The organism is Streptomyces sp. NPDC059785, assembly GCF_042732375.1.
Lineage (GTDB): Bacteria > Actinomycetota > Actinomycetes > Streptomycetales > Streptomycetaceae > Streptomyces.
Genome location: NZ_JBHWHV010000020.1, coordinates 43,203 through 58,254, shown reverse-complemented (window position 1 = coordinate 58,254; position 15,052 = coordinate 43,203). Strand labels below are relative to the sequence as shown.

Here is a 15,052-nt window from a genome sequence, read left to right as displayed (position 1 = left end):
CTCAGCCGTTGCCGTGCGGCCGGACCGGCAGCTTCTCCAGGCCATGGGTGACCGTGCTGAGCCGCCACCGCAGCTCGTTCGGGTCGCAGGCGAGGGCGAGGTCGGGGAAGCGGTCGAGGAGCATGCTGATGGCGATCTCGGCCTCCAGGCGGGCCAGCGGGGCGCCCATGCAGTAGTGGATGCCGTGCCCGAAGGTCATCTGGCCGCCGATCGGGCGGGTGATGTCGAACAGCTCGGGCTGGTCGAAGCGGCCGGGGTCGCGGTTGGCGGCCATCAGCGACACCATGACCACCTCGCCGACCGGGATGGTGACGTCGCCGAGCGCCACCGGCTCGACCGTGTACCGGAAGGTGGCGAGGTTCACCGGGCCGTCGAAGCGCAGGAACTCCTCCACGGCCTGCGGCAGCAGCGAGCGGTCGCTGCGCAGCTTGTCGAGCTCGCCGGGGTGGGTGAGCAGGGCCAGCACACCGTTGCCGATGAGGTTGACCGCCGTCTCCGTGCCGGCCGAGAACATCAGGTAGATGGTGGCGAGCAGTTCGCCCTCGGTGAGCTTGTCGTCCTCGTCGCGGGCCGCGATCAGCGCGCTGAGCAGGTCCTCGCCGGGGTTCTCGCGCTTGACCCGGATCAGCTTCACCAGGTACTCGCGCATCGCCTGGGTGGCCTCTTCGTAGCCCTCGGGAGCGAGGTCGGACAGCACAGTAGCCGCGTACCGCCCAAAAGCGAGCCGCTCGGCCTCGGGCACGCCGAGGAGCGTGCAGAGCAGCTCCATCGGCACCGGGTAGGCGAGCGCCTCCAGCAGGTCGGTCTCCTCGTGCCGGTCCATCTCGTCGAGCAGCTTGGTGGTCAGCTCCTCCAGCATGGGCCGCATGGCCTCGACCCGGCGGGGGGTGAACGCCTTGTTGACCAGGCGGCGCATCCGGGTGTGGTCCGGCGGGTCGCTGGCCAGCATGTGGCCGACGAGCGCCTCGTCGTACTGCTTCGGGGCGTGGCCCTCCTTGGTCTGCTTGGTCATCAGTTCGTTGAGACCCTTGAAGTTCTTGCTCAGGCCCTGCTCGCCGAGGGCCTGGCGCACCTCGTCGTAGCGGGTCACGATCCACACCAGTGAACCGTTCGGCAGCATCACCTTCACTGCGGGTCCGGCCTCGCGGAGCCGCTTCAGCACCTCGTGGGGAGTCTGCACGAAGCTGACATCCAGTTCCTCGGTCACCTGCTGCATCTCCTGCACGACTGCGCCCTCCTGGCCACGGGTTCGCTTCCCTGCTCCGGGTCCTGCCGGGTTGCTGCGGGGAGCATGTCCCGCCCCCCTTGCCGGGCGCTGGCGGTACGCCTTGCGGAACGCTGAACGGTGCCTTGCGGTGACCTTGCGGGCGGGCATGGCGGCGTAAATGCGTAATGCCATGGCCATGTCATTCCGGTCGGGCGGAATATTCGGATGCCGGGCGGGACCGGGCCACCGGAAAACGTGTCCCGATTCATGCACCGGATATGAACCCGCCATTCGCATTCCCGCAAGTCGCCGGTGCCTTCGGCCTGTCAGCAGGTCAGGCGGGCGAAACGCCTGAACGGCCGACGCCGTACTCATGGGGCGACAAGTGTTCTACGATCGCGCCAGTACCACTGAACGCAGAATTCCGGTGTTCGGGGCCAGTACTGACGCCGATCCGTGTACGGACGACCGCGGCCGAGGAGGTGAACGCAGGCAGGTCTTCCCGCAGTTGGCACCGTGTGCGAACGGTCGGCGTGCGATTGGCCCACCCCCCGCCCCGTGAACGAAGGAAGGGCATGGCTGAACCCTCCGAGCGCGTGACCGTGGAAGAGGCGAGCGTGACGACGCTCGCGCCGAAAGGGGCCGCGCCGGCTCCAGGCCGAAGAGATGAAACACCTCACCCCGCATGGGAGTTGCGCGTCTTCGGCTCGCTCACTCTCCTGCACGAGGGTAACCCGCTGCCCTTGGGACCCTTGCGCCACCGCGCGCTGCTCGGGCTGCTGCTGGTCCGCTTAGGCAACGTTGTCACGGCCGGGCAGCTCGTCGACGAACTCTGGGGCACCCGCCCGCCCCGCCAGCCCGTCGCCACCCTCCAGACCTACGTGTCCCATCTGCGCCGCGCCCTCGCCCGGGCCGAGGAACGGGGCGGCGGCCACGCCCGGCTCCGCTACCGCGCCCCCGGCTACGTCTTCGAGCTCGACCCCGAACTCGTCGACGCCTACCGCTTCGAGCGGCTCCTCGAGCGCGGCCGGCGGCACATCGCCGACCGCCGCTTCGACCGGGCCCGCGACGACCTGACGCGGGCACTCTCCCTCTGGGACGCCCAGCCGTACCACGAACTCGTCTCCTACGGGCCCATCGCGCACGAGAACGAACGCCTCGGACAGCTGCGGCTGACGGCCCTGGAAGCCCAGGCCGACGCCTGTCTGGCGCTCGGCGACGCGGACTGGGTGGTACGGGCGCTGTACCCGGAGGTCCAGCACAATCCCACCCGCGAACGGCTGGTGGGCCACCTGATGACCGGCCTGTACCACCTGGGCCGCCAGGCGGAGGCACTGCGGCTGTACGAGCAGACCCGCCTCCATCTCGCCGAGGAACTGGGCGTGGACCCGGGCGGCGAACTCCAGCGCGTCCACGCGGACATCCTCCGCCAGCGCCTCGACCTGCTCCGGTCACCGGTACGGCTGGTCGGCGGGGGAGCCGGCGAGGAGGGAACGGACGGCGGGGAGCCGCCGACGGGGACGGACGCCCCGGGACGACCGATGGAGCCCCCGGCAGCGGAACCCGTACCGCCGGGCGACATGGACCTTTTGGAGGACACGGACGGCGCCGACCCCGTCGCTTCCGCGGTCGCGCCCGTCGCTTCCGCTCCCGGTACCGGCCTCCGCGCGGCACCCCACGACATCCTGGCCGCCGCGGACCCGATATCCGGCACTGCCCCGGCCGCCCCGGGCGGACTCACCCCCGGCGCCGGCCGCCGCGCCAGGGGCCTGTTCGTGGGGCGGGGCCGCGAGAGCGCCCTGCTCGGCGCGCACGTCCTGGACGCGCTGAACGGCGGCAGCCATCTCACCGCCGTACTGGGGGAGATGGGCGTCGGCAAGACCGAGCTGGTCGAGGAGGTCGCCGCGGACCTCAACGACCTGCTCCAGGAGGTGGTGTGGGGCTGCTGCACCTCGGGGGAGGGCGTACCGGCGTACTGGGTGTGGTCGCAGGTCTTCCGCCAGCTCGCGGTCTCCCGCCCCGAGGCGTTCCGCCGCGCCGAGGCCCGCTTCGGGAGTCTGCTCGCCCCGCTGATGCTCGACCCGGAGGCGGGGCGGCGGTCCCTGACCGCGGAGGACCCGCCGACCCTGGCCCGCTTCCTCATCCAGGACGCGATGTGCGAGACGCTCCTCGCACTGGCCGCCGAGGAACCGCTGGTCGTCGTCCTGGAAGACCTCGACCAGGCCGACGAACGCTCGCTGGAACTCCTCGGGCTGCTGCGCACGCGCCTGCACGGTGAACCGCTCGGCGTCGTCCTCATCGCGGAGGACACCGGAGTCGCCGCGGACTTCATGAAGGGCGGCGCGGTCACCGACATCCTCAGCGACCCCCGCACCCGCACCCTCCGGCTGACCGGCCTCTCGCCCGGCGAGACCGCCGACCTCGTGGGGGTCAGGACGGGCGCCAGGGTGCCGGACGACGTACTGCGCGTCCTGCACGAACGCAGCCGCGGCAACCCGTACTTCCTGCACGAGTTCCTGGCGGGCGTCGGCGACCCGCGGTACCTGCGCGACCGTACGACGACGGAGGCGGCGCTGGTGGACGTGCCGCTCGGGGTGCGGCAGGCGCTGGGCCGGCGGATCGCCGCGCTGCCCGAGGGGGTGGTGGAGGTGCTGCGCTGCTGTGCGGCGCTCGGTGCCCACTTCGACCTGGGGCTGGTCAGGGACGTCGTACCGCCGGACACGGATCCGGAGCCGGCTCTCGAGGCGGCGGCGCGGTGCGGGCTGCTGCGCAAGGAGCCGCGGCCGCCGTTCCGGCTCGCGTTCCGCGAGACGCTGATCCAGGAGGTGCTGCTCGCCGAACTGAGCAGCACGGAGCGGACGCGGCTGCGCGCGAGCGCGCTGCGGGCCGTCCTACAGAAACCGGGCCCGGTCATCACCGAGCGCGACCAGACCCGCCGCCCGCCCCGCCGCACCTCACCGGGGTGCACGGACACCCCGGACACGTGCCGCCCGACCCGCTCGGAGGGCTGGTCCGACCTCGTCAGCACACCCCCGCGCACCGCCTAGAGACCCCCGCCCACCGCCCGGCCTCTCCCGCGCACCGCCTGAGACCCCCGCCCACCGCCCGGCCTCCCCCGCCCATCGCCCGGCCTCTCCCGCCCACCGCCCGGCCTCCCCCTCGCGAGGCGCCCCGCACGGCCGCTCCTCCCTTCCCGCGAGGCGACCGGGCCACCCGTTCGAACCGACCCCACCACCCCCTCGACCCCTCCCGCGACGATCACCAGCCCCCGTGACCTGCCCCGGACGGCCGTCCCCCCACCCCGCGACGCCGTCCCGGCAAGTGAGCCGCAAGCGGTCCCACAAGGACCCGGCAAGGGGGCGGCCGCATGCTCGGCGGTGCGTCGGCACACCAGGCCGTGCCGATCCCCACGGCCCCCCGCGTGCCGCTTCCCCGAGGAGGAGACCCTGGTGACCACCGCGGCCCGGCAGTTCGACACCGCCGACATCTCGTCCATCGACTTCTGGTCGCAGCCCCCGGCGGCGTGGGACGACACCTTCCGCGTCCTGCGCGACGAACGCCCGGTCTCCTGGCACAAGGCACCCGAGGGCAGCCTCCTGCCGACGCCCCCGGACGACGGGTTCTGGGCGGTCGTGCGGCACGCCGACATCGTGGCCGTGAGCAGCCGGCCCGACCTGTTCATCTCCAGCAAGGGCGTGCAGTTCGAGGAGTTGCCCGAGGACATCCTCCAGGCCACCCAGTCCATCGTCGCCATGGACGCGCCCCGCCACCTGAAGGTGCGCAGCCTGGTCACGGCCGCCTTCAGCCCCGCCCGCATGGAGCAGATGCGCGGCTCGATGGAGGCCGAGGTCCGCCGGATCGTCGAGGACTTCGCGACCGCCGGCGAGTGCGACTTCGTCGCCAAGGTGTCGATGCCGATGGCCCGCTGGACGATGACGTACATGCTCGGTCTGGACACCGAGGAGCTCGACCGCTTCACCGAGGCGATCACCATCATGCTGTCCAGCCGCGACGAGGCGGAGAAGTCGGGACGCGAGCGCGGCGACATCGTCAACGAGGTCGTGGGGCTCGTCTCCGGCAAGGCCGTCGAGCTGGCGCAGGCCCGCCGCAAGGAGCCACAGGACGACGTCATGACCGACCTGGTGCAGGCCCGGGTCGACGGCGAAGGTCTGACGGACGCCGAGATCAGCGCCTTCCTGCTGCTGCTGATCGGTGCCGGTTTCGACACCCCGCGCCAGACCATCAGCCACGCGGGCAAGGCCCTGTCCGACTTCCCCGAGCAGCGCGCCTTCCTCACCGCCGACTTCGACGCCCGCGCGGGCAAGGCCATCGACGAACTGCTGCGCTGGTCCACGCCGGTGCTCACGCTGCGCCGCACCGCCGCCCGCGACACCGAGCTGCACGGGCTGCGCATCAGCGCGGGCGACAAGGTGGCCCTGTTCTACCCGTCGGGCAACCGCGACGAGCGGGTCTTCACCGATCCGCACGTGCTGGACCTCGCCCGTACGCCCAACCGGCACATCAGCTTCGGCGGCGGCGGCCCCCACCACTGCCTGGGCAACGTCCTCGCCAAGATGGAGCTGCGCGTCCTGCTGAAGGAACTGCTGCGGGCCGCCCCGGACTTCCACATCGGCGAGCCGGTCCGCGTCACCAGCAACTTCGTCAGCGCCATCACGAGCATGCCGGCGGTGGCCCGTGCCTGAACCGGGCCGCAGGCAGCTACTGGGATACGCGATAGCGGGAGCGGCGGGAGCGAGCGTGGCGGTAACGGCAAGCGGTACGGCACAGGCCGCCGAACCGGCACAGGTCACCGGAGGGACACCGGCCGCCGTCCCCGCGCAGGCCGCCAAAACGGTCGGCGCGCCGATCGTCGTCACCCCCGACGAGGCCCGCTACCCCGACATGACCAGCGGCTACAACAAGCGCTGGATCGGCTCCCCGGACCAGATCCGGGTCATCCGCTCCACCGCCGAGGCGGTCACCGCCGTCCAGGAACTGGTGGACGCCGGCAAGCGCTTCACGGTGCGCAGCGGCGGCGGCTGCTTCGAGAACTTCGTCTACAACCCGGAGATCGAGGCCGTCCTCGACCTGTCCACCCTGGACGAGGTGACGTACGACGAGGAGCGCCGCGCCTTCGCCATCCAGCCCGGCGCGATCCTGATGCACGTCTACGACACCCTGCTGCACCGCTGGGGCGTCACCCTGCCCGCGGGGCTGTGCTACTCGGTCGGCATGGGCGGACATGCGGTCGGTGGCGGATACGGGCTGATGTCACGCCAGTTCGGCCTGGTCGTGGACCACCTGTACGCCGTGGAGGTCGTCGTCGTGGACGCCGAAGGGCGCGCCCGCGCCGTCGTCGCCACCGCCGATCCCGACGACCCGCACCACGACCTGTGGTGGGCGCACACCGGCGGGGGCGGCGGCAACTTCGGCGTCGTCACCCGCTACTGGTTCCGCACCCCCGGCGCCACCGGCGACGACCCGCGCACCCTGCTGCCGCAGCCGCCCTCGCACGTCCTGCTCAATGTCACGGCCATCCCCTGGAGCGCCGTGGACGAGGCCGACTTCGCCCGGCTGCTGCGCAACTACATCGGCTGGCTGAACGAGCACAGCGCCCCCGGCACCCCGGAGACCGCGCTGTCCAGCCTGTTCGGGCTCAACCACGTCGCCACCGGTGTGCTCACCCTCATCACCCAGGTCGACGCGACCGTGGACGGCGCCGAGGACATCCTCGCCGACCACCTCGCCGCGATCGGCGAGGGCACCGCCGACGGCATCCGCCAGGCCCTGACCGCCGCGCCCGCCAAGGCCACCTGGGGCCAGGTCACGCGGTACATCTCCACCTCGAACTACGCGGCCCCCGCCGTCCGCGTCAAGGCCAAGTCGGCCTATCTGAAGGGCAACTTCACCGCCGGGCAGGCGGCCACCATCCACCGCTACCTGACCTCGACGGACTACAGCAACCCGGGCGCCTCGCTGATCATCTTCCCGTACGGCGGGCAGATCGCCACGGTCGCGCCGGACGCCACCGCCATCCCGCAGCGCGACTCGGTCGTCAAGATGCAGTACCAGGCGTGGTGGACCGACCCGGCCCAGGACGACACCCACCTGGCCTGGGTGCGCGGCATGTACAAGGACGTCTACGCCGGTACCGGCGGGGTGCCCGTGCCCGACGGCACCTGGGACGGCTGCTACATCAACTACGCCGACGCCGACCTCGCCGATCCCGCGCACAACGACTCCGGCGTGCCCTGGTCGACCTTCTACTACAAGGACAACTACCCGAGGCTCCAGCGGGTCAAGGCGCAGTGGGACCCCCGCGATGTCTTCCACCACGCGCTGTCCGTCGAGCTCCCCACCGGCGAGTGAGGTATCCATGTCGCTGACCGACGCCGTACTGTCCGGTGCCCCCGCGGACGAACTCGCCCGTGCCGCACTGCCCTCGCACTTCACCGCCGCGCATCTGCGCGTCGAGGACGAGGGCGTCTTCGCCGACGCCACCGACAAGGACGTACGCCGCACCCTGCACGTCGGCGAGGTCCCGATGCCCGAACTCGCCCCGGACGAGGTGCTGGTCGCCGTGATGGCCAGCTCGGTGAACTACAACACCGTCTGGTCGGCGAAGTTCGAGCCGCTGTCCACCTTCCGCTTCCTGCGCCACTACGCCCGGCAGGGCGGCTGGGCGGCCCGGCACGACCAGCCCTTCCATGTGCTCGGCTCCGACGGTTCCGGGGTCGTCGTACGGGTCGGCTCCGGGGTGCGGCGCTGGCGGATCGGCGACCACGTCATCGTCAGCCCCGCCCACGTCGACGACCAGGAGCCGGCCACCCAGACCGACGGCATGCTCAGCGAGGCCCAGCTCGCCTGGGGCTTCGAGACCAACTACGGCGGGCTCGCCCAGTACGCGGTCGCCCGCGCCAGCCAGCTCGTGGCCAAGCCCGCGGTCCTGAGCTGGGAGGAGGCCGCCAGCATCCCCGTGTGCGGCGGCACCGCCTACCGGATGCTCGTCAGCGACCGGGGCGCCCGGATGAAGCAGGGCGACATCGTACTGATCTGGGGTGCCTCCGGCGGGCTCGGCGCGTACGCGGCCCAACTGGTGCGCAACGGCGGCGGGATCGCCGTCGGCGTGGTCGGCTCCGAGCAGAAGGAGGCCATCGCCCGCAAGCTCGGCTGCCACGTGGTGATCAACCGCGAGGAGATCGGCATCGGCGACGACACCGGGGACGATCCCGAGCAGGCCGTCAAGGCGGGCAAACGGCTCGGCGCGGTCATCCGCCGTGAGGTGGGGGAGGACCCGCACATCGCCTTCGAACACGTCGGACGGGCCACCTTCGGCATCTCCGTGTTCGTGGTCCGGCGCGGCGGCGCGGTCGTCACCTGCGGCTCCAGCACCGGCTACCACCACACCTTCGACAACCGCTACCTGTGGATGAAGCTGAAGCGGATCATCGGCAGTCACATCGCCAACCTCCAGGAGATGACCGACTGCGCCCGCCTCTTCGAGCAGGGCAGCATCGCCCCGGTGGTCTCCGAGACGTACCCGCTGGCCGAGGTCGCCGAGGCGACCCGGCTCGTGCAGCTCAACCAGCACATCGGCAAGGTCGGCGTGCTCTGCCTCGCCCCCGCCCCCGGCCTCGGCGTCACCGCGCCCGAACAGCGCGCCCGCATCGGCGAGGACACCCTCACCCCGCTGCGGGAGTTCACCGCTGCCGCAGCGCGCTGACTCCCCCCAGAACCACGCCCGAGAGGCAGGACACGAACATGACCACGGACCCGCCGACCGCCGGCATCGGCATCCTCGCGACCGGCTCCTACCTGCCCGAACGGGTGGTCACCAACGCCGATGTCGTCTCACTGGTCCCGAACACCAGCGAGGAGTGGATCGAGCGCAAGACGAAGATCGTCGAGCGCCGCTTCGCCGCCCCCGACGAGGCCGCCTCCGACCTCGCCGTGCACGCCGCCCGCTCCGCGCTCGACGCGGCCGGTCTCGGCGCCGGCGACATCGACTACCTCATCGTCTCCACCACCACCGGTGACGCGCCCATTCCGGCCACCGCCACCCTCGTACAGCACGCGCTCGGCGCCCACGGCGCGGGCTGCTTCGACGTCAACATCGCCTGCTCGGGCTTCGTCACCTCGCTCGCCCTGGCCCGCGCCCTGATCACCCTGCGGCCCGCCGCCAGGGCCCTCGTCATCGGCACCGACGTCTACTCCCGGTTCATCGACTTCGACGACCGGGCCACCAGCGTGCTGTTCGGCGACGGCGCCGGAGCCGCCGTGGTCGCCGCCGTGGACGACGGCCCCGGCTTCCTCGACCTCGACATGGTCGGCGGCGGCGACGCCCACGACCTCATCGAGATACCCGGCGGCGGCAGCCGCCGTCCCACCTCGCCCGAGACGCTCGCCGAGCGCGGCCACATCCTGCACATGAAGGGCCGCCAGGTCCGCGACTACGTCATGGACAACGTGCCCGGCATCATCGACGCCCTGCTGGAGCGCTGCGACCACAAGGCGGCCGACATCGACCACTTCGTGCCCCACCAGGCCAACGGCATGATGGTCGCCGAACTGGTCGACGCCTGCGGACTGACCGGCGCCGCCACCCACCTGCCGCTGGACCACTCCGGCAACACCGGCAGCGCGTCCGTCGCCATCGCCCTGGACGAGGCCAACCGCTCCGGCGCACTGCGCCCCGGCGACCTCGTACTGCTCGCCGGGTTCGGCGCCGGCATGGCGGTCGCCGCGGGCCTGCTGCGCTGGTCGGCGCCCGCCCTGCGGAGCGCGGCATGAGCGCCCGCCGGATCGGTGTCGTCGGCGGCGGCACCATGGGCGCCGGGATCGCCGCCGAGTGCCTGCGCGCCGGGCTCGGCGTACACGTACTGAGCTCACGGCCGGCCTCCGCCGACCGCGCCCGCGACCGTGTGCTCAGGCTGCTCGACCGGGCGCACGCCAAGGGCCGTATCGACGCGGCGGAACGCGCGGACGCCGAGCGGCGCGCGGTGTTCGGCGCCGACCCCGACGCGCTCGCCGACCGCGACTTCGTCATCGAGGCGGCGCCGGAGGAACGGGACACCAAACTGCGGCTGTTCACCGCGCTCGCCAAGACCGTCGAGGACCCCGCCGCGGTCCTGGCCTCCACCACCTCCTCCTTCTCCATCACCGACCTGGGCAACGCCACCAGCCGCCCCGGCGACGTGATCGGCCTGCACTTCTTCAACCCGGTGCCGACCATGCCGCTGGTGGAGGTGATCCGCTCCACTCACACCACCGACCGCACCGCCCGGCGCGCCGAGACACTCATCACCGAAACACTCGGCAAGCAGATCGTGCGCGCCGAGGACCGCAGCGGCTTCGTCGTCAACGCGCTGCTGATCCCGTACCTCATGGCCGCGGTGCGCATGTACGAGTCCGGGGTCGCCACGGCCGAGGACATCGACCGCGGCATGACCCTCGGCTGCGGGCACCCCATGGGACCGCTCGCCGTCCTCGACCTGATCGGCCTCGACGTCATCGCCGCCGTGGCCCGCAGCATGGAACAGGGCACCGGCGACGCCCGGCACGCCGTACCGCCGCTCCTGGACCGGCTGATCGAGGAGGGGCGCCTCGGCCGCAAGACGGGCCACGGCTTCCACCGCTACGACACCGGCGCCCCGGCGGGCGTGGTGGCCGACCGCGCGCGGGCCTCATGAGCGGCGTCACCGGCGGTGGCAGCCCGCGCGACAGCCTGTGGATCCGCCGCTTCCGGCCCCGCCCCGACGCCCCGGTGCGCCTGGCCTGTCTGCCGCACGCCGGTGGTTCGGCCAGCTTCTTCGCCGGGCTGCCCGCGCTGCTCGGCGACGAGGTGGAGGTGCTGGCGATCCAGTACCCCGGCCGCCAGGACCGCCGCGGCGAGCCGTTCGCGCCGAGCATGGACGCGCTGGCCCGCGACGTGGTGGCCGAGCTGCTGCCGTGGACGGACCGGCCGCTCGCCGTCTTCGGGCACAGCCTCGGCGCGGTCCTCGGCTTCGAGGTGGCCCGCGGACTGCGGAGCGCCGGACGGACGCCGGCCGCCCTGTTCGCCTCGGGCCGCCGCGCCCCTTCGCGGCAGCGCGCCGAACACGCCCACCTGCTGGACGACGACGGTCTGCTGCGCGAGATCCGCGCGCTCAGCGGTACGGACTCGCGTGTCTTCGCAGACGAGGAACTGGTCCGGATGGTGCTGCCGGCGATCCGCGCCGACTACCGCATCGTCGAGAGCCACCGCGCCGCCCCCGGCCCGCCCCTCGACTGCCCGATCACCGTGCTGACCGGCTCCGACGACCCGAAGGTGACCACCGAGGAGGCCGCCGCCTGGCAGGAGCACACCACCTCCGCCTTCGACCTGGTCACCTTCCCGGGCGGCCACTTCTACCTCACCGCGCACACGGTCCAGGTCGCCCGGCAGATCACCACGACCCTGGCCGCCCTGCCGGCCCGGTGACCGGCTCCGTGCCCGCCGGACGACCGCTCAGGTCGAGTCCAGGTCGGCACGGAGCAGATGGTGGTCCGAGTACGGGCTCGGGTGCACCCCGTGTCCGAGGGCGGTGATGCCGCGCAGGAAGACGTAGTCGAACCTGCTGTGCCAGTCGGTGGTCGGCTCGCAGGTGTACGCGGCCGAGGGACGGCACCGCGGATCGGCGTCCATGGCCAGGTTCCACATCCGGTCCAGCTCCGGGGCGTCCGGTACGGCGTTGAAGTCGCCGATGACGATCGCGCGGTCGTGCTCGGCGACGGCCGCCGCGAGGACGCGGGCCTGCCCCGCCCGGACCGACTCCTGGCGCCGCTCGGCGAAGTGGGTGTTGAAGACCCGGACCGGCCGGCCGCCGACCTTCGTGGTGACCGCCATGTAGCCGCGGTCCTCGGAGCCGCCGTCGGGGTACTCCACGGTGACGTGGTCCGTCATCGGTGCCGCCGAGAGGATCGCCTGACCGTAGGCGCCCGGACTCCAGGGCGTGCCCCCGCAGCGGCCCCAGTTGCGGAGCACCGACCCGTACGCGACGTGGTACACCAGCCCGTAGACGCGTCCCAGGTAGTCCCGGATCCGCTCGACGTCCCGCGCGCACGCCTCCTGCACGCCGATGACCTGGGGCGCGTACGTGGCGATCTCCGCCGCCCGGTCGACGTCGCCCGCCCCGCAGGGGTTGCACAGGTTCCACGTCATGACCCGGTTCGGCACGACCTCCCGGGCGGCACCGGCGGGCAGCGACCTGGCGAAGGGCGCCCCGCTCGGCGCGACGGGTCCGGCGAGCAGCATGCACGCCACGATCACGGCGCCCGCCACCAACCGCGCGTCCCTTCCGAGCACCTCGCCCCCTCGCGGCAGATATGGATGACAACCGGCTTTCCTCAGCACGAGGTTAAGCGACGCGGTGAGCGAGGAGGCGAGTCGGGCCGGGGGCGCGCGCCCGCGCACGTCTTCGGGAGCGCGCGCCCTTGTGTGCTCCCCGATGAGATTCGGCCGAAATCGTCGGCCGGGAGCGGCCGGATAACACGCGTGGTGCCGACCGGCCGCTTGGTGCCATCGGGGAGGCGTGAACGGGTGGGGCTGTCTTTGAATCGGTTATTCCGGTTTTTCGTCTCCGAGTTCGTGTGACTCCCGTGGACAATATTCCCGCAGGTGAGCGAAGTTGCCATCCATCCGCACTCGAGAACGGTCGCAGATTCTTCACACACGGCTGTTTAGGCATCCGTGGTGGGGGCACGCGTGGGGGCGGCGATGTGAGGCAGGCCGGTCGCCGTGGTGCTCGTCCCGGGTTCCTCGGCGTCAATGCAAGGCGCTTGGCGGTATACCCTTCGTTCAACTAGTGGGGGTTGCCATCAGTTGACCGGCCGTGAAGACTGTCGCCGAGTTCGACCGGCTCGAAGATGCGCGCAATGTGTAACGCCCGCCACTGTCCAGTGGGTACGCGCATCGCGTGTTTGCGATTGGGGCGTCCGGACCGCAGCTCAGGTCCGGACATGAATAAGGGTTCAGAGAAGTCGCCGCGCAACGGCTGTGCGGTACGTTTACTGGGGGATGTGTGATGTCGGTTCGGCGCACACAACGATTACCGCTGATTTCTGTTGCTCGGGCGCGACGCCGATTCGGCCGGCGGCGGAAATGCTGACGTGGTCGGCGGATATCGGAGACGCGCCGCCGACGACCGTTCACAGGGGCCGGTAACCCGTCCGGGAGCGGGAATTCCCGCTGGACTCCGACATGACTCCGCCTGGGCTCTCCCGGGCCCCTTCCATGAGGTGCACGGCCTTTTCCGGGGTGCGCCGAATACGGGGCCACGGAGCCGCGGCCGAGTGATTGCGCCGGTTCCGCGCTGGTCCACGGCCCCGCGGACACCCGGTGCCCGCCGGCGGCGCGGGAGCGTCGATCGCGGCCCGGCCGCCCGGGCTGGAAGCCCACCATCCGTACGTCGTCCGTACTTTCGCTGTGCACGCGTTCCGCGCGAAGGAGAATCGGTGACCGGCAACACATTCGCACAGGATCACTTACCCTTTGAGACGCTGGTCGACCGGTGGCAGTCCTTGAGCGCATCCGGTCCTGTCCGCTACGACGAGCGGCAGGGCGCTTGGCAGGTGACGGACCACCGGACGGTGTCCGCCATTCTCGCGGACCCGGGCACGTACTCCTCGGACTTCTCATCCATCGCCCCGGCCCAGGAAGACTTCGCCGCCTTCCGGCAGGGCAATTTCGTCGGTATGGACCCGCCGGAGCACCGAAAACTCCGCGCCCTGGTGAGCCAGGCATTCACCCCCCGAGTGGTGAGCTCTCTCGAACCGCGTATCGAAGCGATATGTGCCCGATTACTCGACGACGTCGCCGACCGCGACCGGTTCGATCTGGTCGACTCGCTGGCCTATCCGCTGCCCATCATCGTCATTGCCGAACTTCTCGGCGTACCGGCCGACGATTACGGGCTGTTCCAGGAGTGGGCGAGCATCCTGTTCAGTGGTGACGCTCTCGGCGAGGCGCCCAGCATGGACGATCTGGAACGCGCGCTGGCCGTCATCGCCCCCACCGTGCGGGAGATGAACGGCTATTTCCTGGACCATATCCGGCGCAGACGCGCATCCCCGGGTGAGGACCTGACGAGCAGACTGCTGGCCGCCGAGGTGGACGGTGTCCGCCTGGCCGATCAGGAGATGGTCGGATTCGTGGCCCTGCTGCTGGTCGCCGGACACATCACCACCACGGCCCTGCTGGGCAACGCCGTCGTCACCTTCGACCGGCTCCCCGCAACGCTCCAGCGGCTGCGCGAGGACGTGAGCCGGCTGCCGAGGGCGATCGAAGAAGTACTGCGCTGGCTGCCGCCCTTCGCCGAGCTCGGCCGGCGCACCACCCGGCCCGTGCTGCTCGGCGACCGGGAACTGCCCGCCGAGACCCTGGTGGTAGCCCACCTGGGCGCCGCGAACCGCGACCCCGCCCACTTCGAGGCGCCGCACGTCTTCGATCCGGACCGTCACCCGAACCCCCACCTGACCTTCGGCCACGGCATCCACTTCTGCTTCGGCGCCCCGCTCGCCCGGATGGAGGCCCGGATCGCCCTCCGCATGCTGCTCGAACGCTTCTCCGACCTCGCTGTCCCCGCTTACAGCGACGTCACCTTCCAGAACCCCTCGGTCATCGTCGGCGTACGCCACCTACCGGTCGAGGTCACGCGGCACTAGCAACGGCCGGCCGCGGCCACTGGCACGAGCACGTCGCAGCACCCGCACAGCAGCACCGCACAGAAGAACCCGTACCGGAGCACCCGCACCACAGCACTCGCACCACAGCACCCCCACAACAGCACCCGTACGGAGCACGTCGCAGCACCCGCACCGGCACGCGGG

10 protein-coding genes are annotated in these 15,052 nt (G+C 71.5%); 8 read left to right on the top strand and 2 right to left on the bottom strand.

The genetic code is table 11. The features are described from left to right. Position 1 precedes the first annotated feature (1 nt). Positions 2 to 1,216 carry a cytochrome P450 gene (locus tag ACFV6E_RS17385; protein WP_385462578.1) on the bottom strand — a complete coding sequence of 405 codons (1,215 nt, stop codon included), beginning with the start codon at positions 1,214 to 1,216 and terminating at the stop codon, positions 2 to 4. A 566-nt stretch (positions 1,217 to 1,782) separates the two neighbouring features. On the opposite strand from ACFV6E_RS17385, the gene ACFV6E_RS17380 reads away from it, so the two are divergent. From ACFV6E_RS17380 to ACFV6E_RS17350, 7 genes are all read left to right on the top strand, one after another. After that, positions 1,783 to 4,254, top strand: coding sequence for a BTAD domain-containing putative transcriptional regulator (locus ACFV6E_RS17380; RefSeq protein ID WP_385462483.1), 2,472 nt, complete (start codon positions 1,783 to 1,785; stop codon positions 4,252 to 4,254). 402 nt (positions 4,255 to 4,656) lie between these two features. After that, the gene (locus ACFV6E_RS17375) at positions 4,657 to 5,910 is read left to right on the top strand and encodes a cytochrome P450 (RefSeq protein WP_385171413.1); all 1,254 of its coding nucleotides are present in this window, start codon (positions 4,657 to 4,659) and stop codon (positions 5,908 to 5,910) included. A 55-nt stretch (positions 5,911 to 5,965) separates the two neighbouring features. Continuing rightward, on the top strand, positions 5,966 to 7,576 hold the full coding sequence (locus tag ACFV6E_RS17370; protein WP_385171410.1) for a BBE domain-containing protein: 1,611 nt from the start codon (positions 5,966 to 5,968) through the stop codon (positions 7,574 to 7,576). Between the two features lie 7 nt (positions 7,577 to 7,583). Further along, positions 7,584 to 8,930 carry a crotonyl-CoA carboxylase/reductase gene (gene ccrA / locus ACFV6E_RS17365; RefSeq protein WP_385171407.1) on the top strand — a complete coding sequence of 449 codons (1,347 nt, stop codon included), beginning with the start codon at positions 7,584 to 7,586 and terminating at the stop codon, positions 8,928 to 8,930. A gap of 38 nt (positions 8,931 to 8,968) precedes the next feature. Then, complete coding sequence (locus ACFV6E_RS17360; protein ID WP_385462480.1) at positions 8,969 to 9,997, top strand: 3-oxoacyl-ACP synthase III family protein; 1,029 nt, start codon at positions 8,969 to 8,971, stop codon at positions 9,995 to 9,997. After that, complete coding sequence (locus ACFV6E_RS17355) at positions 9,994 to 10,896, top strand: 3-hydroxybutyryl-CoA dehydrogenase (RefSeq protein WP_385171402.1); 903 nt, start codon at positions 9,994 to 9,996, stop codon at positions 10,894 to 10,896. Before ACFV6E_RS17360 ends, ACFV6E_RS17355 begins: the two co-directional genes overlap by 4 nt. After that, on the top strand, positions 10,893 to 11,666 hold the full coding sequence (locus tag ACFV6E_RS17350; protein WP_385171400.1) for a thioesterase II family protein: 774 nt from the start codon (positions 10,893 to 10,895) through the stop codon (positions 11,664 to 11,666). The genes ACFV6E_RS17355 and ACFV6E_RS17350 overlap by 4 nt, the downstream gene beginning before the upstream one ends. A gap of 27 nt (positions 11,667 to 11,693) precedes the next feature. Here the strand turns inward: ACFV6E_RS17350 and ACFV6E_RS17345 are convergent, their stop codons facing one another. Next, on the bottom strand, positions 11,694 to 12,479 hold the full coding sequence (locus ACFV6E_RS17345; protein ID WP_385462575.1) for an endonuclease/exonuclease/phosphatase family protein: 786 nt from the start codon (positions 12,477 to 12,479) through the stop codon (positions 11,694 to 11,696). Positions 12,480 to 13,678: 1,199 nt separating this feature from the next. On the opposite strand from ACFV6E_RS17345, the gene ACFV6E_RS17340 reads away from it, so the two are divergent. Continuing rightward, positions 13,679 to 14,887, top strand: a complete 1,209-nt coding sequence (locus tag ACFV6E_RS17340) for a cytochrome P450 (RefSeq protein WP_385462477.1) — start codon at positions 13,679 to 13,681, stop codon at positions 14,885 to 14,887. Positions 14,888 to 15,052 lie beyond the last annotated feature (165 nt).